We start from the raw sequence: 22,834 nt of genomic DNA on the forward strand, positions 1-22,834 counted from the left end.
TTTGGAAGAATGCCTGAAACATGATTAATTTGTTGTTACATACTTGTAAATTTTTCTGCCGACCTACTTATGTGCTAAAAAATCCTCTTAGTGTGTTCTTCATATTTTCAGAGTTTATAGTCAAGATTTTGCACATAGCAGTCACAAAGAAGTTTGAGCCGAAGCTTTCAAAGTAGGAAACCTCAAGATGCTTGAAAGATTGATAAAATACATCTTTTTATTTTTGAGCGCTGCGATGCCTGCGGTTCTTGCTAGCCTACGCCTGGTAATAGATCATATCTGTGCAATAATCGCGATCGCTTACCAAAATTACAGATGCAGAGATGCCCAAAAGGATTGCGATCGCAATTCACATTAGTTCATTATCGTCAGGTGACAGAAGCAACAGTTATACAAAGGTATAAATGGATAGTGTTGAGATGATTTACTTCTAAACTGAGTTGAGCAATTTCCAAAGCTTTTTGGTACAGTATTCTAGAAAATCCAGATGACAAAGATAGGCGATCGCTAATTGCAATTGCCAGTCTATTGCTCAAAATCTAGAATGCAGTTGCTATGATCAAACGCCTGCTTGTGGTCGAGTCTCCCGGAAAAGTCAAAAAACTCAGTCAAATTCTGGGTTCGGATTGGAAAGTTTTAGCCAGTTGTGGCCACATCCGAGAACTCAGCAATGAAGGGGACGATTCCTTGGGCTTCGTCATGGACGGCAGTAATGTTCGGTGCAATTACGTTCCGCGTGACCAACGAGCGAAAGAAACAATCCAGAAGCTCAAGTCTGCGGTGAAGCAGGTTGATGAAGTTGTCTTAGCAACTGACCCAGACCGGGAAGGCGAGACAATTGCTTGGCATCTCAAAGAAACGCTGGGTTTAAGGGAACCGAAACGAGTAATTTATACTGAGATTACAGCATCGGCGGTACAGAGTGCGATCGCTAATCCCAGAAAGCTAGACCAAAATTTAATCGGTGCTGGGTTATGCCGAGATTGCCTAGATAAGCTTGTAGGTTATAAAGGTAGCCCTTTAGTTTGGGCATTGAATAACGGTGCTAAGAGTGTTGGCAGAGTCCAAAGTGCCACCTTGCATTTGATTTGTCAGCGAGAAAACGAAATTCTGGCTTTTGTTCCCCAAGATTACTGGAGTGTCTGGGTAGATTATGCTGAAGGATTTCGGGCTTTTTACAAAGGTACAGTAGATTCTGCAAAAGATGCAGCAGACCAAGAAACTGAAACTCATGATGATGCAAAGGTAGGTAATAGTCCAGAAACACCTGAGTCTAAGCGCGTTCTTTCCGAAGCAGAGGCTACACGTTTAGTTGAAGAAGCACAGCGACATCCTCATCAGGTGATTCATTTTGAAGGAAAAATAGTTAACCGTCAGCCACCGCCACCATTTACAACTTCCAGCCTTCAGCAAGCAGCTGGTTCAAAGCTGAGGTTTGCTCCTGACAAAACCATGATTGAGGCCCAAAAGCTCTATGAGGCAGGGCTTATCACATATATGCGAACAGATTCAGTAATGCTGAGTCCAGAATTTTGTACCAGCGCTCGTAAATGGTTAGAGCAAAATGATCCGCAGAATGTACCGCAGCAAGTCGCCAAGCATCGTAGTAGCAAATCAGCTCAAGAAGCACATGAGGCGATTCGTCCAACAGATGTATTTCGTCCCTCAGTTCAATTGCGTTTAGAACTTCCTGATGATGAGTTTAATCTTTATGTAATGATCTGGAAACGGTCAATTGCTTCTCAGTGTCGTGCTGCCCAATTGCGTAAAACTTTGGTGATTACTCAGTCTGGTTCTCTACTGTGGTCAGCTAGAGGGCAAGTAATTGAATTTTACGGTTATGCCCGCTACTGGAACAATCTCAGCAAGGATAGTATTTTACCTTCATTACAACAGGGACAAGCATTGAAACTGGAGAATGCTGGACATGAGCAGAAGCAGACGCAGCCACCACCGCGTTATAGTGAACCCAAATTAGTACAACTGATGGAACGTAAAGGAATTGGTCGCCCAAGTACTTATGCTCCTACTGTTGCTACCTTAAAAAAACGAAATTATGTCGAGTTGAAAAAAGACCATCTGCAACCGACAGCGTTAGGGTTAGAAGTTGATGCGTTTTTGCTCAAAGCACTACCAGATTTACTAGAGGCGGAATTCACAGCGAAAATGGAGGATGCCCTTGATGCAATTTCCGAAGGAAAAAACTCTTGGCAGCATTATTTAACTAGTTGGAATCAGAATTACTTTGTACCAGCACTATCCAAAGCTAAGACTGTAGTTGCGAGTTCCCCAACAGGTAAAGCTAATGTGATAAGCGATCGCAAATATGAAACTTCCAAAACGCGATGCCCTGAATGCAAAAATTTTCTCTCTAAAATTCCGAGTAGTAAAGTTAAAAAGAAATATTTCCTCAAATGCACAAAAGGCTGTGAAAATGTCGTACTATTTTGGAGCGACTTTAACAAAACTTGGCAGCCACCACAAGCTAAAACAGTCCAAGCTGAAAATCAACAAAAGCCTCCCGTGAAGATGACGGCATATCCCTGCCCGGTATGTAAGAAACCTCTAGAGGAGTACAGTTATATCAAAGAGGGGCAGAGTAAGACAATGTTGCGATGTTCTAACGCACAATCCCGTAAAGATACGAAACATAAAGATGTAGCTTATTTCAGTACGCCAAAAGGGTGGTGGAGTCCTAAGTTTGGGGAGATATCAAAAACTTAACTAAAGCTATCCGGCTCATTTCACCGCTAGACAAATAAATTTGAGTTTTATCTGATAACGCCTTTACCCACCAAGCTTGATATTCTGTTGCTTTAGTAGATTTATCAACAAGTTTTTAAATATGCCACTTAGGATACCAATAAGAGGAGTAGGCACAGTTAGGAGATATCGGCGGAAAGTTTTGACATCGAAGGGCCAAACGGGCAACTCATCAGTCATAGTGTACAAGGCACGTAGCTGCTGAATTTTTTCAGATTTTTTCTTGAAAGCTTCTGTGTCTTCAGCCAGACTAGTATAAATCCCCGAATAATCTGCTCGGAACTGCCGAGCAATTTTATCTAAAGACTTTTCTTTAGCTCTTTTCATACCGCTATTTGCTGCCAGCAATGGCCCAAAAAAACATCCCATTGATAGAAAAATATACAATGGAATTACCAGATGAACAAACCAGAATCCTTTTCCGACATCTTGTGTAATTACTTGATACTCAATCACGCCAATCCAGATACCCAAAACAGCAACTAGATAGGCAGTTTTAAGCGAATAATCACTGAGACATCGCAGACCACCACAGCGATCGGGATGAAGAGGATTAATATCAAGATCCTTGTTTCCTAAAATTCTATAGAAAATCCAAATATTTGTAATCAAATTAATGACAAGTATACTACCCATATATACGACTGCAAATGTGGCGATCGTAATGGTAAGTCCTGGTAGAAAACTAGAGCTAGTCCAACTCTCTTCTAATCTAGGTCTGATGATAAAAACAATAGTGCTGAAAAAGAGAGCGCTGGCAAGTGCAGATAGTTGTCGCCATTTTTGGGAATAGAGGTTAATAACAAATTGATCAATCTGAAATTTGTCTATTTCTAATACGTCAGATTTTTCCAGGTCTTGAATTACTTTATCGATTGCTTGAAAACTCCATAAGTAATATCCCAATGTTACTGGATTAATGAAAAGTCCTACTAACCAGGGAATCCAGTCTTTAAGTAACCCCATCTGTCCCTGCTTAGACCACAGCGTATCACTTATCCATGCAGTAAACAAATAAACTACAGTAGCGGTAAGTGCTGCCAACAGCCCGAAAGTTAGAGGAGAAAGACCAAGTTTTCCAATTACTAGATACGCAACAGGGTCAAATCGGTGAAGGTTCCGTTTGTGCGAAATATCGTTTGTCATTCTTTAACAATGAGTCAGGTAAATAACACCATACATATTTAGGGGTAAATGTGCCAATTTTGGCAAAATATAGTAATAAATCTGGTGAGCCAAAAAAGCTCACTCTATAAACTTTTGAATTCTTAATTTTGAATTGTACGTAGCGCTACTAAGTATTTATCAATACGGACTGACCTTAGTGGTAAGTTCTGCGGGGTTCAAATTTTCATAGCGTTCAAAGGGTTGATGAATCCAGGGGTTGTCAGCCAAGTAATCGACATAATAATTGGGTGCTATAACTGAACAGGCTTTATACCAAAGAACGGCAGTGCGAATTTCCTCAATTTGGGAATCAGTATTTTGCTTGAGCCAAGGTATAGTCTGTTGGAGTGTGATGCCAGAGTCTACTAAGTCATCTACTAAAAGAATGCGCGAACCTAACTTTTCGGCAGTCATTGTCAAGTGGCGGGAGAAAATTAAATTACTTCTTTCTTGCTTACCAACGCCACTGTAAGATGAGGTTGCTAATATTGCCAGTGGTTGCTGGTATATCCGGGAGAGAATATCTCCAACTCTTAATCCTCCTCTGGCAAGACAGATAATCTGGTTAAATTCCCAACTGGATTGATAAATCTGGATAGCCAGTTGTTCAATTTTTTGGTGATAATCTGACCAAGAAACGTAAAGGTCTGGCATAAGTCTAACGGAAGTGGTAGATGGCTAGTATTGAAGGCAATCGCAAACTTTTTATTTTAGTATGAGCGCAAGTTATTATGAAAGATTATGCTGCTGATGGCGATGCCCAACGAGATATTCTTAGTGAAAAACTCGACTTAAAAACAAAACTGGCTTATGGTGCAGGGGATTTAGGCCCGGCAATTACTGCCAATATCTCTGTGTTTTATCTGCTGATTTTCTTTACCAATGTCGCTGGTATCCCTGCGGGTTTAGCTGGCACTATTTTGATGATTGGCAAAATCTGGGATGGCGTAAATGATCCTCTTGTGGGATTCCTGACTGATAAAACGAAATCTCGGCGTTGGGGCCGTCGTCTTCCTTGGATGTTTTATGGAGCAATCCCTTTTGGAATTTTATTCTTCTTGCAATGGATTGTACCGCAATTTAGTGCAAATCAGAGTGAGAATATTTGGCCGTTGTTCTGGTATTACGTAGCGATTGGGATTCTATCTCAAGCGTTTTACACGGTTGTGAATTTGCCTTATACGGCAATGACTCCAGAACTAACTCAAGATTACGACGAACGTACCAGCCTTAACAGCTATCGCTTTACATTTTCCATTGGTGGCAGCATTTTGTCATTAATTTTAGCGCTAATTATTTTTATCAAAATTAGCGATCGCCAACAAGCATATCTCGTTTTAGCAGCAGTTTGTACTGTAATTTCGATTTTAGGATTATATTGCTGCGTTTTTGGAGTTCGCGATCGCATCTTGGCTTTTGAGGCTAAACGCATCCAAACCGAGGAACCTGCATCTCTCCCCTTCGGCGAACAGCTAAAAATAGTCTTCAGCAACCGACCTTTTTTATTTGTTATTGGTATATATCTTTTTTCTTGGCTAGGTGTGCAGATTACAGCCAGCATTATTCCCTATTTTGTAGTCAATTGTATGGCCCTTAAAGAATCAGATGTGCCCACAGTGCTGATTGCAGTCCAAGCAACTGCCCTGCTGATGCTATTTGTCTGGGGTGAGTTGAGTAAAAAAGTCGGGAAAAAAGTTGTTTATTTTCTGGGAATGAGTTTGTGGATAATAGCTGCTGCCGGACTATTTTTCTTACAGCCTGGTCAAATAGTTTTGATGTATGTGATGGCTGTGATGGCAGGTATTGGTGTATCCACAGCTTATCTGATTCCCTGGTCGATGATTCCAGATGTAATTGAATTAGATGAACTGCAAACTGGACAACGCAGAGAAGGCATTTTTTATGGCTTCATGGTTTTGCTACAAAAATTTGGTTTAGCTTTCGGACTGTTTTTGGTAGGAAATGCTTTGCAAGTATCAGGTTTCAAAGAATCCGTAGCCGGAAGTCCACTACCTATCCAACCAGAATCGGCACTGTTTGCTATTCGTATTGCCGTTGGCCCCATACCTACAGTTTGTTTGCTTTGTGGCTTAGTTTTAACGTATTTTTACCCAATTACCCGCGAGATGCACGCAGAAATTATGCTGAAACTCAAAGAAAGGCAAGAGAAGAGGGGAAGTTAAGGGAGTGGGGAAAGATTTTTTTGTTTTACAGTTTCAAACCCTTAACTGAGTTACAGCAATATTGCCGGAAAAACATACGTCCACATCACTACCAGGGGTGCGATCGCGTTTGCCATATTCTCCTACATAATAAAAATCATCGCCTTCAATTCGATAGTTGACAGGCAAAGGTCTGCTACAGGCTTGGCAAAACACTATCTCAGGATGTGGTTCTCCTGGTAGCAGATTCGGCAAGTTCACATTCCAAAAGCTTCCTGGTTCTAGGGGACGCTTGAGTAAGTCCGCTAAAACTTCAGCTGTCAATTTGGCAGCTAGATCCCAATCAAAATTCTGCTTGGCTTTGCGATAGTGGGAAATAGCAATTCCGGGAATACCGTGCATTGCGGCTTCCCGCACAGCAGCCACTGTGCCAGAAATGTAGACATCGACTCCCAAGTTGCCCCCAGCGTTAATACCTGAAAGCACAAATTTGACATCTGCGTTGATTTGTGTTAAAGCAATTCTCACACAATCGGCGGGAGTGCCTGCGATCGCATATTCAGTCTCAGAACGTCGCTGGAGGTTGATGGCGCGAGTGGTAGTAACTTGATGTCCACACCCAGACTGATGATCGGCAGGAGCCGCGATAATAACATTTTTGCCATTTACAGCTTTGATTAGAGCTTTTATACCGGGGGCATCAATGCCATCGTCGTTAGTTAAAATTATAGTCATGTATATATTATTCTAGATTTAGCCAAAATATCAGAGAAGTTGCAGAGATAACCCATAAAAGGGTATAGCAGGACAAGCAACTTGCATATATGAAAAGTTATACTTCTTTCTGCCAAAAATATTCATTATACGATATCATTTCTAGATGGTTTGCAAATTCCGCCCTAAGCATTTGGGTTAATTCTCAAAATGGGCGGTATTTCTTGTCAATTTTATGCTTGCAACCGCGATCATCAGAAGTTTGTGCAATCAAAAAATCCCGTAAAATACATATCTGCTGGTAGTAGCAAAAACTTGATCCCGGAGAAAACCGCGAACGAGGTGATTTTTGCACTAGTTCTGTAGTATTTTTGGTGCAAGTCTGTCTTAGGGATCACACGATGAAACAGCTCCTCAAACAAATATTTAGTAGTCAAAAACACCTTATCCGGCTGGTTTTAACATTGGTGACGGTTATTTTAACAGCCTCGCTGTTTGCCACACCTGCTTTAGCCACAGGTGTGTATCAATTACCCAGCCTCACAGCAGACACCTGGGTATTGGATCAAGGTGAGGTTATCAGCCGTCTGAATGAAGGTAAAATTAGCAGCGCTTTCGAGGATTTGGCAAAGCAAACAAATAAGGAAGTCAGAATTGTGACTGTTCGCCGCCTTGACTACGGTGAAACACCAGAAAGCTTTACCAAAGAGTTGTTTGAAAAATGGTTTCCGACAAAAGAAGCCCAAGCTAATCAAACTTTATTGGTTATTGACACAGTTACCAATGGTACTTCCATTATTACTGGGGATGAAGTCAAACCTTTACTCACTGACGCTATTGCCGAGAGTGTAGCTACTGAGACAGTAAGTGTGCCGTTACGCAATGGTAACAAATACAATCAGGCATTTCTAGATGCTAGCGATCGCCTTGTTGCCGTCCTCTCCGGTAAAGCCGATCCGGGGCCACCCCAAGTTACTGACAATGTACAGGTAGAAGGCACCTACAAGAAAGCAGAAGAAACCAACCAAGGTAACGCTACTGCTTGGGTAGTAGGGTTGTTAATTGCCGCCACCGTCATCCCAATGGCGACTTACTACATTTATCAGATAAATCAGCCATCATCTGATGGGTAATTGGATAATCAGGGTCATTCAATTTTAGATTTTAGATTTTAGATTTTTCCTTCAATCCAAAATTAAAAATCTAAAATTGGCTTAATCCTGAACATACTCTTGCCCTTTTACTAAAGCCACCTCAGCCCGAACAAATTCTCGACCCAAATAAGCCGCATGATTTAATTGAGTTACAGGCGGGGGCTGAGTTTCTTCAAAAATCTTCACGCAAAGTTCTTTCGCCGTCCTCGCACTAAAAACCGTTGTGTAAGTTCGTTCTACCTTTCCTCGTGCCGGAATTACCTTCCCAGTTTCGGGATCGATAGCTAAACCACGCTCATCAATTACGTTTGTGAAATGCTTGGCATAAATTAACCCTGCGTCTCGATCCAAGTAAATAATAAAATATCCACCGGGATCGAGATCGATATGACGCTGGGAAATTTTATCATCAATTGCGGCTAAATCTTCAAGTATTAAATCCATAAGCACTAGCAAAAGAAATTTTCTTTTTTCAGGGTTTTTACACTATATATTAAGTGTAATTCGTCGTTCCCCCTCTACCTTGGCAAACTTTTAAGAATCTCGGTTACTAAATGGCAACTCTGCATTAATCGCCTCAATCTGTTGCTGTTCGAGTTGATTCACTTCCTTAATATAGGGACGGATAATTTGTCCTAAACGATTGTTGTAAAAACGGTGCAAACTATGATTGGGCATAGCAGGGAAACCGCGCCGTTTTTTGTGACGGCCACCTGCACCAGGATCAAAAATTTGGATTCCGTTAGCGATCGCCCACTCAATAGGCGCATAATAGCAAGCATCAAAATGTAAGCAATCTATTTCTTGGAAACTTCCCCAATAGCGTCCATAGAGTTTGTCACCTTTAAACAAACAAAAGGACATTCCTAAAGGATGAGAATTATCTTCTTCGCTATATGCAGCGACAAACAAGACTCGATGGCGATAATCATTGTGTAGCTGCTCAAAAAACCTCTGTGTGAGATACTTGCTACCCCACCAGCCAAATTTATCACAGGTGTCTGCATAAAACTGGTACATCGAGGGAAATAAAGAGTAGGGAATTTCATCACCACTCAGAGGTTGCAATCTTAAACCAGCTTTCTCGACAGCTTTACGTTCCCGCTTGATATTGCGGCGTTGATTGGCGTTAAACACTTTCAAGTAGTCATCAAAAGTTTTAAAGCCAGCATTTTCCCAGACGTAACTGTGGTGCAACCAAGTTGTAAAGCCATGCCGTTCCAACATCGGCCGCCATTGGGGATCGACATAGAGAAAATGACATCCAGAAATCCGATTTTTGGAGCAGAATGTGTCAATTTCATGCACCATCATCGCGGTGATTTCGTCTTCATCTTCTCCTGGGGCGATTAAAAAGCGATAACCTTCAGCTGGGGTAAATGGTGTCATACCCAGCAATTTTGGGTAATATTGAACTCCGATGCGATCGGCTAACTCTGCCCATTGGTGATCGAATACAAATTCACCAGAACTATGTCCTTTGAGATAAAGTGGTGCAGCCGCAATCAGCGTTCTATCCCGCCACAATGTCAAGTGATTTGGCAACCAACCACTTTTAGCCGTAGCACTTTGGGAGGTTTCGAGATTATTTAGCCACTCCCATTCTAAAAATGGCGTTTTGAGTGGCATTGCTAAAGCATTCCAGGCATTTTGGGGTACTTCAGCGATTTTGTTTGTCCAAACGACAGAATAGCGAGGCTTAAGTTGTTCTACCATCTTAGGGGAGTAGGGATGAGTAAGAGGCAGGGGGCAGGGGGGCAGAGGGGCAGGGGAGGCAGGGGGAGCAGGGGGAGAATTCGTAACTCCTAATTCTTCACTCAGAACTGTTTTGCCCAATTCCCAATTCCCAATATCCAATAACTTAACTTAGCGTAATCTAATCTGCTGGTTGTTGCAGGCGATAGTGCAAAAACACTTCTTGCTCAACTGTATGAACTTCTAAAAGCTGCAACTTGGGAGCTAAATGGGGTAAAAAACCTTTCCCTTCTACAGGTGTGGGGGCAGTACTACCACCTAAAATCAGGGGACAGACAGTTAGCCATAATTCATCAATTAAATCTAAGCCCAGCAGGGAAGCGACTAATTCACCTCCACCCAAGACCACCAACCGTGTTATATCTATATTGGCTAGATGCTTCAAAGCTGCGGGAATGTCAATTTCTCGCGTTGGTGTTTCAAAAACCAGAATCTGCTCAAATTCTGGAGGACACTCTTGTGTTCCGGTTCCCAGAGTTGAAGGAAGCGTCTGTAAACAACGTCCTTTCCATGAAAGTTTTCCCAGTGCTGTCGTGAGTAGCCAGCGTCTAACTGGTTGCTTAAAAAAGTTAATTTCCGGATTGAGGTTTCCAGAGTGTGTAGTCACTATATGAACTGGCTGCGGAGGCTTCCCCTCTTGTGCCCGAAGTCGCACTAGAGTTGGATCTGATACAGTAAGTGTCGTTCCATAAGCCCGGAGAGTACCAGCACCGAATAAAACCGCATCAGAGGCAGCGATTTGTTTTTCTAGATGTGCTTTATCAACCCTTGAGCCAAAGCGAGCAGGCGATCGCCTAAAATCTGCTATCTTGCCATCTGCACTCATTGCTAAAACAACTGTAGTATGAGGACGATGTTGCAACATTAAATTGATTTGATAGTTGGAATATTTTCTTTGTTTGTATGTAGATTCTCAAAAAAAATCCATGCCTGCAAGTTATTTATTTACAATTTTACCACTGTATTTATATGCAACACAAACCACTTTTACATCTAGCATATATGAGTTTTGGTATACCACGTTTCTTTTTGAATGATAGCAATTTGTTATTTTTAAACATTGAAAATAAAATTCTGATAATTTAATAAAATGTCTCATCTAGCCAGTCTAATTACATATCTTTGCTGTTGTGGTTTGCAGATGCAAAGTGAGACACTTGATGACTAATTCCCGCCAATCTTCCTTTCGTCGAATTTTAGTAACGAGAATATTGCTGCTGTTCGTTCCAGTTTTACTTATAGGCGAGATTGTAGCCTTGAATAAGGCACGTTCTAGCATATTGGGAACTGCGCGTCAAAATTTAACAGAAAGCGCCATTAGTAAAGGGGAGAGAATTGGCGATGCGATCGCAATCTTAAAAGCTAGTTTACTGAGTGTAAGTAAAACAACGGTGATTCCGTCGGGTTCGCCTATACAAGAGCAAGAAATTCTCGCACAGCTAAAACAACAACTTCCAGCCAATATTGAGTGTATCCAATTAACGGATCTCCTAAACCAGAAAATAATTGCCAGTAGCTGTGGGGATCAAGCAATTGGAGAATTAAGGTTCCCTTTGCCTAGTGATGGAATTGATGTCAAGACAATCTTCCCGCCAAAGGCAGGAATGACTGGAAAAAGAAACGCACAAAATCAATTACAGTTAGTTTTATCTGCACCAGTCTCCGATAAGCGAAAAAATTTAGTTTACAGCTTAAGTATTCAGTCTGCATTGTACCAACAAACCAGAAATCCGCCGGGATCGCTTACAGGCGTGATGGTAGTTATTGCTGAAGATGGCACAATTTTGGCACATCCATTCACAGACTGGGTGGGAACTAATATTAATCAACATCCCAATGCTTCCCAACTCAAAAGCATAATTAAAAATGCCCTTGCAGGACGAAATGATTCGATAAATCTGTCTTTTAAAGAGGGAAACGAATTAGTCGCTGGCTATACAGCTATTGCAAATCCACTCACCCAAGAGCAGCAGCAAAAATGGATAGTCTTAGCTGTTACTAGTGTCGATAATGCGCTTTTTGGTTTAGAAGAAATTAAACTAATTCTTATTGTTTTGACAGTTGGTTTGATTGGTGCAAGTTTGTTAGCATCCCTATATCTAGCTCCTTACTTGGCACGTCCTGTAGAAGAATTGCGAGACTACGCTCTCAATATTCACTCTCACCACGCCGCACAACCAGTTCCACACAATTTCCAAATTCGGGAATTCAATCAACTAGCCCAAGCATTAGACCAAATGGTAGAACGGCTCAAAGCTGGGGCAGAAGAACTAGAAATAGCTTGGAAAGAAGCAAAAAACGCTAACCAGATTAAAAGCCAATTTTTGGCTACGACTTCCCATGAATTGAGAAACCCATTACATACTATTATTAACTGCATTCGCGTGGTTGAAGATGGCTTATGTGATAGCCGTGAAGAAGAAATGGAATTCCTCAAACGTGCCAATGAAACAACGATTCATTTGCTAAATATTATTAATGATTTACTCGACATTTCCAAAATCGAAGCGGGTAAGCTTTCTGTAGTTATCACACCTCTCGATCTCCGACAAATATTGCTAGAGGTGATTAATTTACAATCAGTTAATGTTCAACAAAAGGGCTTGCAATTGAAATGCGAGTTAGATCCTCAACCGATACCAATTAAGGCAGACGCGGCAAAACTAAAGCAGGTGCTGATTAATGTTATTGGCAACGCTACTAAGTTCACCGACACAGGAAGCATCACCATTGCTACTGAAATTCAATCTAGTAATGGTAAATCTCAAGTAGTGGTAATAGTTAAAGATACAGGTATAGGCATTGATCCCAATCAACAGCACAAACTATTTCGCCCCTTTGTCATGGTGAATGGCACAACTGCGCGTCAGTTTGAAGGGACTGGACTAGGACTCGCAATTTCACGAAACTTAATCGAACTTATGGGAGGCAGCATTACTCTTGAGAGTACGGGACTTCATCAAGGTACGACACTAAAGATTACCTTACCCTTGATTGATATCTCGCTGTTACCTGTTGACAACAAAAAAGAAAATGTCGCGAATCTGGGATTGTCCTCTGAGAATAAGGGGGCAAAAGCAAGCCAATACTCTAGCCTACAGCAGTCTGGGGAAAGCCCCTCTTTGGGGAGCAACAAATCTGTAAAAGCAGTTGTAGACAAAGAGAAGTCGATGAAATTCCAGGTGTTACTTGGGAACGAGACTTACGAGATTAGCTTTTCGCCGCAGCAAACTATCTTGGTAAGTATTCCAAAAACAGAAGTTTATGCAAATGGGGCTTCTGAAAGATAATTTTTACTAGACTTTAATTCAAAATTCAAAAAAATAAATTTGAATCCTCACTCTTAACAGTTATGGCTTTGGCTCTGATTTAGAAGTGTTACTAAATAGCCAAGACACAAGATTAGGAATTGTAGCAGCCCCAAAAGAGAACAGCGCAATAATTGCATCACGAGGTAAAACACCATCTAACCAGCTACCCTGGATTCTGGAAACAGGGAAATCCTGATCTAGACCAATTTGAATCTGTTTAGTTTTACCAGAAAAGCGGGCTTCTATGCCTTTTTTGGGGACAATTTGCAGATGGCGTATTAGTTGAATATTTAAAGGAATATCAGGATTTTCTCCCATGAGAAATTGATTTTTTTTAATTTCTTGCTCCTGCCCTACCATGCGAATTTTGCCTTCTACAATAGTAGAAACATCTAAATCATCTCTGAGATCGCTGCCATTTCTATCTACATCTACAAACTGAACATTTTTGGTTTCTATCTTGCCCCGAAACCATTGCTCTGATTCAAATTTGGCAGGTTTGGCTAAGGTAATATAAATATTGGTGTTTTGTGGATATTCTAAGTTAAATTCTTGATTATCTGGATTTAAAATAAATTCTAGAGGTGTTTGATTATCTAGTTGTTTTTGTAAATTAGAATCTGGTAATTCATAGCCTTCTACTATAACTTTTATTGGTTGTTCACCTAAATACAGTTTTAATATATTAGCGTTATTTTTTAGGTCTAGTTTAGGATTTCGCTGTAGGGAGAAAGCCAACTGATTACGATAAAAGTCATAATTTAACTCAGTTACTTTTGTATTCGGTTGTAGCCGCAGTTCATTCAAATCTATTTTGCTCGTTCCTTCCAGATTAACCGGAGCAATAATCCATTTACTTTCGCGGTCTTTAAGTTGGATTGTTAACGACTTTAACTGATTAACTTGGGGTAATTCACTTTGAAACTTACCCGTGAAAGTTAAGGTTTGGATGCCTTCACTTTCTAATTCTTTAATGCCACGAATATTTTCAATAAAGCGTTTGGGTTGCTGACCATTATAGACAAAGCTCATTTCTTGAGAAATGATATTACCTTCAAAGGTATGAGTCCCAGGTGCGATCGCAGCAATAGTGCCGATAGTCAAAAATAAAAGTAACACCAGCCCCAACAATAAACTTTGATGATTTGAAATAGTTCGTAGTAAGCGCTTCAGGGCTGAAATGCTGACTCCAAACCACACAATTAGATGTGTTTTCAGAGAATTCAACCATTGGCGAATCTTAATGAAGTCGGGAAATTGTTTGGCTTTTTGCCGAGATGCCATGATTTATTTCAACCAATTTGGGTTATGTTCAAATACAATTCGCCTTTCGATGCGATCGCTAGGTTCATTTCTTCGCTCAATATTAGCAACGTAGCGCAGTTCATAGCGCCCTGCTGGGACATTACCATCCCAGGTAAAAACAGTTTCACCCTTTTTCGGGTTAGGGCGGGAAGTGCTATAAATTGCTTTTTCACCTTGGGGAAGGATTTCAAAGGTGGTAAATCTGACTCTATCCTCAGAATAAAAGACAAATTCATACTTGCCAGAAGTTTGCCCCAAAATAACTGGAACATACACAGGTTGGGAACCAAGACTATAGGATGCCACAGCGCGGAGTTTATTTGCTGGGATTTTGGCTTCTCTGAGAACGTAAGTATCCCAGCTAAAGCTGAAACCTGAACCATTCTTAGACAATAACAAGTCATCCATCTGATAGTGATAATTATCGCCTAATGATTTCACTATTATTTGGGGGTTTTTTCCACCATTTATTTGGGGAATTTTTACTGTGAGAGTGTTGCCGAAACTGGCGAGGTTCCGGGTAGCAATGGAAATTAAGCTCAAGCTATTGCCGCTTAAGGGTTCGAGTTTGATACCTTCGCAACGATTGGGTGGTTTTCGGCGGATGTAATCAGTAGTGCGGGGGTTTCCTTCTGGGCAAGAAGCAGCAGCAGGAAGATGGCTGATGCTGAGAATCAATAGGCTGGCAAGGATAATTTTATAATTCATGGCTTGTTTAAGGAATGCTCCAAGTAAGCAGTTGTTTTTGAATCTCAGACATGGGATAAGCGAAATCTCGGTCTGCACCTTTTTTTCGGGCAAAGACAATACCTAAAAGTTTATTTTGTGAGTCAAGCACAGGACTGCCAGAATAACCGGGTTTGAGTGCAGCTTGAGATATTTCTAATTGCTGGTTTTGATAGCTGATTTGTCCTGATTCCATAGACCAAGATTTATCTTCACCCCTTTGAGCAGAATGACCGATAATCCGAATAGGCATTTTCGGGGCGATCGCATTTGAGGAGATGGGTAAAGGCTGGATATCTTCTGGCAGATTAGCAATAACTTCCAAAACGGCTAAATCTAGTTGTTCGTCTGTGGAAGTCATTTTAAACAGCTTGGCATCTCGCCGCATTCGCACTCGGTCGCGTGGCGGTGAACTGAAAAATTCAATTTGAATATTTTTACCCTGGTCATAGCCATCAAAAATGACATGACGATTGGTGAGGATTAAAGTGCGATCGCCTTCTCGCTTAATTATGACACCAGTGCCGATCTCTGTTCCTTGGCGATCGCTGTTAAAAAACTCGGCAGTGATGCGTACCACAGAACGTTTAATAAATACAGTTGGATCATTTTTAGGCAACCATTGGCGATCATCTTCTACATTGGCTAGTTTATTCTGTTGCTCTGTCCATAAGCGCCGTGCTTCTCTATTGTTGTTGCTGGCATAGACAAATCTTTCTCTATCGTTATTAATTGCATCTAAAGTGGAGTCAATCTCCTCTGCTTTGTCAAACTGTTGAATGGCTTCTTTAAGCTTTCCTTGCTGTTGGAATACTAAACCCAAACCATTATTAGCTAGAGTATGAGCGCTGCCTAAGGTTATAGAATTATCTTCTGGCAATTTTAGGGCTTTTTTGTAGGCGGCAACTGCGGCATCTAATTTCTTCTGCTCCCTCAGCGCATTGCCGAGATTGTTGTAAGCAGTGGCATAGTTGGGGTTGAGTTGAATTACTTTTTGGAAGGCGGCAACCCCTGCATCTAATTTATTCTGGTTACTCAGGGCAATGCCGAGATTGTTGTAAGCAGTGGCATAGTTGGGTTTGAGTTGAATTGCTTTTTGGTAGACGACAACTGCGGCATCTAATTTTTTCTGGTCACTTAGGGCATTGCCGAGATTGTAGTAAGCAGTGGCATAGTTGGGGTTAAGTTGAATTGCTTTTTGGTAGACGACAACTGCGGCATCTAATTTCTTCTGGTAACTGAGCGCACTGCCAAGACCGTTGTAAGCATCAGCTAAGTTATGGTCAAGTTGAATTGCTTTTTGGTAGGCGGCAACTGCGGCATCTAATTTCTTCTGGTAACTGAGCGCATTGCCAAGACCGTTGTAAGCATTGGCATCGTTGGGATTGAATTGAATTGCTTTTTGGTAGGCGGCAACTGCGGCATCTAATTTCTTCTGCTCATACAGGGCAAAACCGAGATTGTTGTAAGCAGTGGCATAGTTGGGATTGAGTTGAATTGCTTTTTGGTAGGCGGCAACTGCGGCATCTAATTTCTTCTGCTCACTCAGGGCATTGCCGAGATTGTTGTAAGCAGTGGCATAGTTGGGATTGAGTTGAATTGCTTTTTGGTAAGCGGCAACTGCTGCATCTAATTTCTTCTGCTCACTCAGGACAGATCCGAGATTGTAGTAAGCATCAGCATTGCTAGGGTCGAGTTGAATCGCTTTTTCGTAGGCGGCAACTGCTGCATCTAATTTCTTCTGCTCACTCAGGGCATTGCCGAGATTGTTGTAAGCATCAGCATTGCTAGGGTTGAGTTGAATTGCTTCTTCATAGGCGGCGACTGCTGCATCCAATTTCTTCTGCTCACTCAGGGCATTGCCGAGATTGTAGTAAGCAGTGGCATAGTTGGGGTTGAGTTGAATTGCTTTTTGGAAGGCGGCAATAGCAGCATCTAATTTATTCTGATCTTTCAGGGCAATAGCGAGATTGTTGTAAGCAAAAGTATATTTAGGATCTAGTTGAATCGCTTTTTGGTAGGCGGCAACCGCAGCATCTAATTTCTTCTGGTTACTCAGCACATTGCCCAGACCGTTGTAAGCAGTAGCTAAGTTAGGGTTGAGTTGTAAGGCTTTCTGGTGAGATGCGATCGCCTCTTCTAATTTACCTTGAGCATTTAGCACATTTCCTATACCAACGTAAGCTTCGGCATCATTAGGATTGAGTTGTAATGCTTTCTGGTGCGCTGCTAAGGCTTCCTCTAGTTTTCCCTGTCGCCGCAAAGCATTACCCAAATTGTTATAAGCTTTGCCATTATTTGGTTCAACCTGTAAAACTTTACGCCAAATTGTCTCTGCTTGGGAGTTATTACCCACCACTTCGGCAGCGTCGCCTTGTTTAAATAGCTGTTCAATATTGTTTTGAGCAACTACAAACTGGGGTGTGGTAGCCAGAAATAGAGTTAAAAATAGAGTAGTAAATATACGGTTGTGCATAATCATGCTCATACGTTAGCTGATTTTATCAGGACTTGCCCGAAAATCGCTAAAAACCGGATGAATTTTTGATAAATACTCGTGAATGAGTCTTTGAACTCCGTGAATGAACCTCAGAGCTTCGTGAACGAGTCTTTGAACTCCGTGAATGAGCCTTTGAACTCCGTTAATGAACCTCGGAGCTTCGTGAATGAGTCTTTGAACTCCGTTAATGAACCTCAAAGCTTCGTGAACGAGTCTTTGAACTTCGTTAATGAACCTCGGAGCTTCGTAGACTGTAGTATAAGAGGATGTTTGAAAAGTCCTTTTGTCGGTATCAAATAGTTTTAGATCCCCCCTAACCCCCCTTAAAAAAGGGGGGAACCAGAATCAAAGTCCCCCTTTTTAAGGGGGATTTAGGGGGATCTAAAAGTGCCTAAAGTCACAGCGAAACACTTTTCAAACAACCTCTAAAGGTGTATTAGAGGAAACTTTGGATAAGTTTTATTTAACGGAAAATTAGACTTGAGAGCAGTTGTTCAGAAAAACAGGTTGGCCGCCTTGCTCAAGAGATAGCGTTAGTGCAGCAAGAATTTCTACTAACTGTGTGCCTACCCAGCCAGACGAAACCTCTGAGGGAGTATTGTTGAGGATAGAGTCAACAAAACAAGAGCAAACTCGCCCCAATGGTTCACCCGGTTCTAATTCCAGCACCACCTGCTTTTGATTTACCGGAATAAAATGATTGCCCTGCTGTTCAAACTCCCCATGTAGCAGCGTTAGAGGTGACGATCGCGACATTTCATCAAAAATCAAACTACCAAGGCTACCTACAATCCCCAGCCGTCGCTGCTTATCAGGATTCAGCCAGCACAAGTGAATATAAGCTTGAAAGCCATCTGGGTATGTCAGTGTTAGCCATACTAAATCAGCCAAACCTTGAGGCAGAGAAGGATTTGTATCTTTCTTCCCCTCTGCTCCCCTACTCCCCTGGTTACTGAGCGCAGTCGAAGTATGCTCCCCTGCTCCCTGTAGCCACACCGTACCCGTTGCTTGTACTTTCACAGGAATCTGACCCAGCCAAGCGTTAAAGATAGCAATATCGTGAATAGCTAAGTCCCAGAGCGCATCAACATCTTGGCGGACAGGCCCTAAATGGGTGCGTGTCGCGTAGCCGTAGCGTAAATCACCTAATTTACCCGCTTGTACTACAGTTTGCCCTTGCTCAACTGCTGGGTGAAATAAATAAGTGTGGTCAACCATCAGTATTAAATGATGCTGCTCTGCTAACTGGCAAAGTTCCCGACATTCTGCGGGGTCGAGAGTTAGCGGTTTTTCTGCCAAAACATGGTATCCGTTTTGGAGAGCGTCTTTAATTAAAGCATAGTGGGTAGTAGCTGGAGTTGCGATCGCAACTCCTGTCAACCCTGGCACTTTCTTTAAATCTTCCCATTGGGTTGTCAATACTACATTTTCATCTAAATTAAACTGCTGTTTTATCGCCGCTAATCGTTCTGGATGGGGATCTACGACAGCAACTACATCTACTTGCGGATGTGCTAAGAAATTCCGCAGCAGATGAACTCCCCAACGCCCAACTCCGATAACAGCAATTTTAATTTGGTTTGTCATTAGTTATTTGTCATCTGTCATTTGTCATTTGTCATTTGTCATTAGTTATTTGTATACAAAGGACGAGGGACAAATGACCACTGACAACCAAATGATTATCGGCTAATTACCAGTCTTTTAAGCTCAGGGTGTTTGCGGATTAGGGATTGCTAAAAAAGCTACCTTAGCTGCGGCTTGTTCAGCAGTTTTAATCGATCGCCCCTTACCTTCTCCGAGTTTTTTTCCATGCAGCCACACTTCAGCCATGAAACGTTCTTGATTATGGTGCGGTTGAGTGACTTCCACAACTCGATATTCTGGTAAAACTTTGAATTGCGCTTGAGTCCATTCTTGAAGAGCAGCTTTGTAATTAAGTCTGGCAGGATCGAGGCGAATTTCTGTTGTTAGTTCTTGGAAGTGGGGATCTAGCCAAGAGCGGATCAATTCCAGATTTTGAGTACTTAAATAAAGCGCACCCAGAACAGCTTCAAAAGCATCTGCCAGCCGAGACTCTTGACCAACTTTATCAGCTGTAGCACTACCCGCAACTAGTAAGTATAATTCCAAACCATAAATTCTGGCCAATTGGGCGAGGATGCGATCGCTCACTAATACCGAACGAATTGCCGCAAAATCCCCTACTGGACAATCGGGATAATTTTCCCATAATACAACAGCCGACACCAGCCGCACCACTGCATCGCCAACAAACTCCAGTTGTTCATAATTTGCCGAATCAGAAACAGTGGGATGAGTTAGCGCTAAATCTAGCAGTTCCCACTTGATAGGTGCTTCTCGCGACAAACCTAATTTTTGGACTAAACTTTCGAGTTGCCGTTGACGGCGTGGGTAGGGAAGAGGCATTAGGGGGAAGGGGGAAGGGGGAAAGGGGAAGGGGAAAAATACTAAGTCCTAACTCCTAAACTCAGCACTAAAAAAAGGGGAAAGAGCAGTACATAAGCCGGGTTCTGTTCTCTTGCGAGGGCAGTTATCTATCTGGGACGCTTGTTACCAAACGCCTCTAGCGGCTCTCATTGAGCGGAACTGGTAAAAGACCAACCGTAGTTCCTATCGCCTTGCTCCCAACCGGGGTTTACCGAGCCAGCACCTCTCGATACTGCTGGTGCGCTCTTACCGCACCTTTGCACCCTTACCAGATCAATTAAAAATGTAAAATTAAAAATTAAAAATTGTTCATTTTACATTTTTAATTTTTAATTTTTAATTGATCTGGCGGTATCTTTCTGTGGCACTATCCTCACGATCGCTCGCACTGGACGTTATCCAGCAAGTTTGGTCTTTCGGGAGCCCGGACTTTCCTCAAATCAGTGACTATGACTGATCTGCAACCGCCTGCGTCTACTCTCTCCTTAGATCCAGTGTAATCTTGGATGGCATAGTCTGTATGGTTGCTATTGCTTTTTTTTATTCCAAGGTAGAGCGTAAGTCCAAGGTAGTTTCCTGACTGTGAAAGGACAATTGATAATGCTAATGGGAGGAAAATCACGACCTGGGGCTAGACCTAAACGCACTTCAGACACTCTGAGTACCAGTTGCAGGGAAAAGTCCAACTCCTTTTTTCTGTTAATAAAGTCGTTGTACAACTTTTTTTGCCCCTTTTGCAGCCCATTGATATCAATTAGTGGTTTTTTTGCTGAATAGGTTCCAGCTACTTGATCACGCTCGAATACATCTTCTGCTGTCACTGTTTCAGAAAGTGTTTTCTTAGGAGCAATCAAGCTAGGACTTTGGGGTACTGCTAAGTCGCGGGTTAAATCTGGTGATTTCCGAATGACGCGACGCGATTGCTTGCTATGTTCAACTACTAAAGAACTGTTGTCCCAGTCAACGTATAGGGCAACATTATCAGATTTATTTTCAATGCTAATTCCTAAATCTTTCAAATCGTCAATTGGGTATGAGGCTTTGAGTTTAAAGGAAATTCCAATTTTATCATCGAGATTTTGTTCTTTGAGTTGCTCGTCAACTATTCCTTTTTTAAACTCAAACTTAACTTGATCATCGATGGATTCAACCATGCGGTTAAAAATATAGGAAACACCGATAATATAAACTGTCAAAACTATTAAATTCTGGTCGCTACTCCTCATAAATTAAAATATTAACTCCCGGTAATAATGAATGTATATTTGATTCGTCGTCCATCTGCAATTATTAATTACGCTTAATTGTTACAGAGTTTTGCAACCAGCCACGTTGCCAAAAAAAGAATAGCAACCCAAGTGCGATCACTGCCATCACTGCCAAGCAAAGTGGATAGCCCCAATACCAATCCAACTCAGGCATATTATATGGCGATTTTTCGGTATTGAAATTCATACCATATATTCCGGCCACAAAAGTCAGTGGAATGAAAATTGTTGAAACTATCGTTAGCACCTTCATGATCTCATTCATTTTGTTGCTCACTGCCGAAAGGTACACATCCATTAATCCAGATGCTAGCTCTCGATAAGTTTCTACCATATCCATCACTTGCACTGTATGGTCATAACAATCTCGCAAGTAGATTCGCACATCTTCACTAATTAAATCGGGAGCATCTCGAATTAGGGAATTAATTGCATCTCGCTGGGGCCAGATAGCACGACGTAATTGCAGTAGTTCTCGCCTAATTTGATAAATATTTTGTAGTGTTTGCGGGGTTGGTTTAACTATTACTTCCTCTTCCAACTCTTGGATTCGCTCCCCATAAAGCTCCAGGACGGGGAAAAAACCATCAATAATCGCATCTAACAAGGCGTAAGCTAAATAATCTGCTCCTTGTTTACGGATGATACCCTTGTTTTTTTCAATTCGCGATCGCACCGTTTCAAAACAATCATGTTCTGGTTCTTCTTGGACTGTCAGTAAATAGTTTTTCCCTAATATCAAACTAACTTGCTCGCTGTAAAAACCACACGATCTTTCCTTTGGTACTACCATCCGGGCAATGAATAGTAATTGGTCTTCATAATCCTCTGTTTTAGGACGCTCCGGTACATTGACTATATCTTCTAAAACGAGAGGATGTAACTCAAAAACTTGACCCAATCGTTGTAATATATCTTGACTGCCTAAACCTTGTACGTCTACCCAAGAAATTGATTCCCTCTCCAGATATGGAACACACTCTTCTGGAGTTGCTATTTGTTCACGGATGAAATTGGTTTGGTTATAGTCAATCAAGAAAATTATCGGTGGCGGAGAATCTTCATCAATAAAAATTGTTCCAGGTATAGTCCCTGGTTGGTGATAAAATTCATCTTCATATAGCCTAGTTACAATTTTGGGAAGACGACGCAGTTTTCGTACCATACAATATTACCTACATTGGGAATTGGGAATTATGAATTGGGCATTGGGAATTGGCAATTAAACAAGTTCCTCTTTTCACAGTTCTTAGTAAAGAAGTAAAATTCCCTACTCAGAACCCATTAGGCGTTTTTATTTATTTCAGCTTTTGCTATTAATATTACAAAAATTAATACAAAGACTGTAATTTTTAAATTAAGCAGTTCTTTAGATTTGGGAATTTAGGAATCGGCATTTTTTAAGTAGTTAGTTGTATTCATGACTAATTACTGATAACCATGATGAAGACTTTTATTTATACCCAGCTACTTCCCAGCAATAGAGATAACATATCGGCTCTGAATCAGCAATGGTAAGTATAAAAAAACAGTTTGCCTTAGTAAGACAAACTGCTGA

18 protein-coding genes and 1 other RNA gene are annotated in these 22,834 nt (G+C 41.5%); 4 read left to right on the forward strand and 15 right to left on the reverse strand.

Annotated features, from left to right (window positions below; all coding sequences use genetic code 11):
* Nucleotides 1-368 precede the first annotated feature (368 nt).
* Complete coding sequence (locus GJB62_RS28115; protein WP_159402600.1) at nucleotides 369-536, reverse strand: hypothetical protein; 168 nt, start codon at nucleotides 534-536, stop codon at nucleotides 369-371.
* Nucleotides 537-555: 19 nt separating this feature from the next.
* Here GJB62_RS28115 and topA point away from each other — a divergent pair, with 19 nt between their 5' ends.
* The gene (gene topA / locus GJB62_RS28120) at nucleotides 556-2,724 is read left to right on the forward strand and encodes a type I DNA topoisomerase (protein WP_114080836.1); all 2,169 of its coding nucleotides are present in this window, start codon (nucleotides 556-558) and stop codon (nucleotides 2,722-2,724) included.
* Nucleotides 2,725-2,787: 63 nt separating this feature from the next.
* Here topA and GJB62_RS28125 read toward each other — a convergent pair whose 3' ends face one another.
* Nucleotides 2,788-3,909, reverse strand: a complete 1,122-nt coding sequence (locus GJB62_RS28125) for a hypothetical protein (protein ID WP_114080837.1) — start codon at nucleotides 3,907-3,909, stop codon at nucleotides 2,788-2,790.
* A gap of 159 nt (nucleotides 3,910-4,068) precedes the next feature.
* Nucleotides 4,069-4,584: a phosphoribosyltransferase gene (locus tag GJB62_RS28130; protein WP_114080838.1), complete on the reverse strand. Its 516-nt coding sequence runs from the start codon at nucleotides 4,582-4,584 to the stop codon at nucleotides 4,069-4,071.
* A gap of 77 nt (nucleotides 4,585-4,661) precedes the next feature.
* Between GJB62_RS28130 and GJB62_RS28135 the strand changes: the two genes are divergently transcribed.
* Nucleotides 4,662-6,113 (forward strand): MFS transporter, encoded by a 1,452-nt coding sequence (locus tag GJB62_RS28135; protein ID WP_114080839.1) that lies wholly within the window; start codon nucleotides 4,662-4,664, stop codon nucleotides 6,111-6,113.
* Nucleotides 6,114-6,146: 33 nt separating this feature from the next.
* On the opposite strand, the gene surE is transcribed toward GJB62_RS28135, so the two are convergent.
* Nucleotides 6,147-6,827: a 5'/3'-nucleotidase SurE gene (gene surE, locus GJB62_RS28140; RefSeq protein ID WP_114080840.1), complete on the reverse strand. Its 681-nt coding sequence runs from the start codon at nucleotides 6,825-6,827 to the stop codon at nucleotides 6,147-6,149.
* 380 nt (nucleotides 6,828-7,207) lie between these two features.
* Between surE and GJB62_RS28145 the strand changes: the two genes are divergently transcribed.
* Complete coding sequence (locus GJB62_RS28145; RefSeq protein ID WP_114080841.1) at nucleotides 7,208-7,939, forward strand: TPM domain-containing protein; 732 nt, start codon at nucleotides 7,208-7,210, stop codon at nucleotides 7,937-7,939.
* Nucleotides 7,940-8,020: 81 nt separating this feature from the next.
* Here the strand turns inward: GJB62_RS28145 and GJB62_RS28150 are convergent, their stop codons facing one another.
* The 3 genes from GJB62_RS28150 to GJB62_RS28160 form a co-directional block, all read right to left on the reverse strand.
* Complete coding sequence (locus GJB62_RS28150) at nucleotides 8,021-8,404, reverse strand: DUF4346 domain-containing protein (RefSeq protein ID WP_114080842.1); 384 nt, start codon at nucleotides 8,402-8,404, stop codon at nucleotides 8,021-8,023.
* A gap of 90 nt (nucleotides 8,405-8,494) precedes the next feature.
* Entirely contained in the window at nucleotides 8,495-9,676 is a 1,182-nt protein-coding gene (locus GJB62_RS28155; RefSeq protein ID WP_114080938.1) for a GNAT family N-acetyltransferase, read from the reverse strand.
* A gap of 160 nt (nucleotides 9,677-9,836) precedes the next feature.
* Entirely contained in the window at nucleotides 9,837-10,580 is a 744-nt protein-coding gene (locus GJB62_RS28160; protein ID WP_114080843.1) for a RibD family protein, read from the reverse strand.
* Between the two features lie 295 nt (nucleotides 10,581-10,875).
* Here GJB62_RS28160 and GJB62_RS28165 point away from each other — a divergent pair, with 295 nt between their 5' ends.
* Nucleotides 10,876-13,005 (forward strand): ATP-binding protein, encoded by a 2,130-nt coding sequence (locus GJB62_RS28165; RefSeq protein WP_114080844.1) that lies wholly within the window; start codon nucleotides 10,876-10,878, stop codon nucleotides 13,003-13,005.
* Nucleotides 13,006-13,065: 60 nt separating this feature from the next.
* On the opposite strand, the gene GJB62_RS28170 is transcribed toward GJB62_RS28165, so the two are convergent.
* From GJB62_RS28170 to corA, 8 genes are all read right to left on the reverse strand, one after another.
* The gene (locus tag GJB62_RS28170; protein ID WP_114080845.1) at nucleotides 13,066-14,310 is read right to left on the reverse strand and encodes a hypothetical protein; all 1,245 of its coding nucleotides are present in this window, start codon (nucleotides 14,308-14,310) and stop codon (nucleotides 13,066-13,068) included.
* Between the two features lie 3 nt (nucleotides 14,311-14,313).
* Entirely contained in the window at nucleotides 14,314-15,039 is a 726-nt protein-coding gene (locus tag GJB62_RS28175; protein ID WP_114080846.1) for a hypothetical protein, read from the reverse strand.
* 7 nt (nucleotides 15,040-15,046) lie between these two features.
* Entirely contained in the window at nucleotides 15,047-17,533 is a 2,487-nt protein-coding gene (locus GJB62_RS28180) for a serine protease (protein WP_209271459.1), read from the reverse strand.
* A gap of 498 nt (nucleotides 17,534-18,031) precedes the next feature.
* On the reverse strand, nucleotides 18,032-19,144 hold the full coding sequence (locus GJB62_RS28185) for a Gfo/Idh/MocA family oxidoreductase (protein ID WP_181852800.1): 1,113 nt from the start codon (nucleotides 19,142-19,144) through the stop codon (nucleotides 18,032-18,034).
* Between the two features lie 123 nt (nucleotides 19,145-19,267).
* On the reverse strand, nucleotides 19,268-19,987 hold the full coding sequence (gene rnc / locus GJB62_RS28190) for a ribonuclease III (protein ID WP_114080848.1): 720 nt from the start codon (nucleotides 19,985-19,987) through the stop codon (nucleotides 19,268-19,270).
* Between the two features lie 78 nt (nucleotides 19,988-20,065).
* Nucleotides 20,066-20,489: RNase P RNA component class A (gene rnpB / locus GJB62_RS28195), an RNA gene on the reverse strand.
* A gap of 46 nt (nucleotides 20,490-20,535) precedes the next feature.
* Complete coding sequence (locus tag GJB62_RS28200) at nucleotides 20,536-21,234, reverse strand: hypothetical protein (protein ID WP_114080849.1); 699 nt, start codon at nucleotides 21,232-21,234, stop codon at nucleotides 20,536-20,538.
* Nucleotides 21,235-21,298: 64 nt separating this feature from the next.
* On the reverse strand, nucleotides 21,299-22,441 hold the full coding sequence (gene corA, locus GJB62_RS28205) for a magnesium/cobalt transporter CorA (RefSeq protein ID WP_114080850.1): 1,143 nt from the start codon (nucleotides 22,439-22,441) through the stop codon (nucleotides 21,299-21,301).
* Nucleotides 22,442-22,834 lie beyond the last annotated feature (393 nt).

The sequence above is a fragment of the Nostoc sp. ATCC 53789 genome, from assembly GCF_009873495.1.
GTDB lineage: Bacteria > Cyanobacteriota > Cyanobacteriia > Cyanobacteriales > Nostocaceae > Nostoc > Nostoc muscorum_A.

Coding starts and splice junctions, on each gene's coding strand:
- topA (WP_114080836.1), top strand. CDS start 556: ATGATCAAACGCCTGCTTGTGGTCGAGTCTCCCGGAAAAGTCAAAAAA.
- GJB62_RS28125 (WP_114080837.1), bottom strand. CDS start 3,909: ATGACAAACGATATTTCGCACAAACGGAACCTTCACCGATTTGACCCT.
- GJB62_RS28130 (WP_114080838.1), bottom strand. CDS start 4,584: ATGCCAGACCTTTACGTTTCTTGGTCAGATTATCACCAAAAAATTGAA.
- GJB62_RS28135 (WP_114080839.1), top strand. CDS start 4,662: ATGAAAGATTATGCTGCTGATGGCGATGCCCAACGAGATATTCTTAGT.
- surE (WP_114080840.1), bottom strand. CDS start 6,827: ATGACTATAATTTTAACTAACGACGATGGCATTGATGCCCCCGGTATA.
- GJB62_RS28145 (WP_114080841.1), top strand. CDS start 7,208: ATGAAACAGCTCCTCAAACAAATATTTAGTAGTCAAAAACACCTTATC.
- GJB62_RS28150 (WP_114080842.1), bottom strand. CDS start 8,404: ATGGATTTAATACTTGAAGATTTAGCCGCAATTGATGATAAAATTTCC.
- GJB62_RS28155 (WP_114080938.1), bottom strand. CDS start 9,676: ATGGTAGAACAACTTAAGCCTCGCTATTCTGTCGTTTGGACAAACAAA.
- GJB62_RS28160 (WP_114080843.1), bottom strand. CDS start 10,580: ATGTTGCAACATCGTCCTCATACTACAGTTGTTTTAGCAATGAGTGCA.
- GJB62_RS28165 (WP_114080844.1), top strand. CDS start 10,876: ATGACTAATTCCCGCCAATCTTCCTTTCGTCGAATTTTAGTAACGAGA.
- GJB62_RS28170 (WP_114080845.1), bottom strand. CDS start 14,310: ATGGCATCTCGGCAAAAAGCCAAACAATTTCCCGACTTCATTAAGATT.
- GJB62_RS28175 (WP_114080846.1), bottom strand. CDS start 15,039: ATGAATTATAAAATTATCCTTGCCAGCCTATTGATTCTCAGCATCAGC.
- GJB62_RS28180 (WP_209271459.1), bottom strand. CDS start 17,533: ATGCACAACCGTATATTTACTACTCTATTTTTAACTCTATTTCTGGCT.
- GJB62_RS28185 (WP_181852800.1), bottom strand. CDS start 19,144: ATGACAAACCAAATTAAAATTGCTGTTATCGGAGTTGGGCGTTGGGGA.
- rnc (WP_114080848.1), bottom strand. CDS start 19,987: ATGCCTCTTCCCTACCCACGCCGTCAACGGCAACTCGAAAGTTTAGTC.
- GJB62_RS28200 (WP_114080849.1), bottom strand. CDS start 21,234: ATGAGGAGTAGCGACCAGAATTTAATAGTTTTGACAGTTTATATTATC.
- corA (WP_114080850.1), bottom strand. CDS start 22,441: ATGGTACGAAAACTGCGTCGTCTTCCCAAAATTGTAACTAGGCTATAT.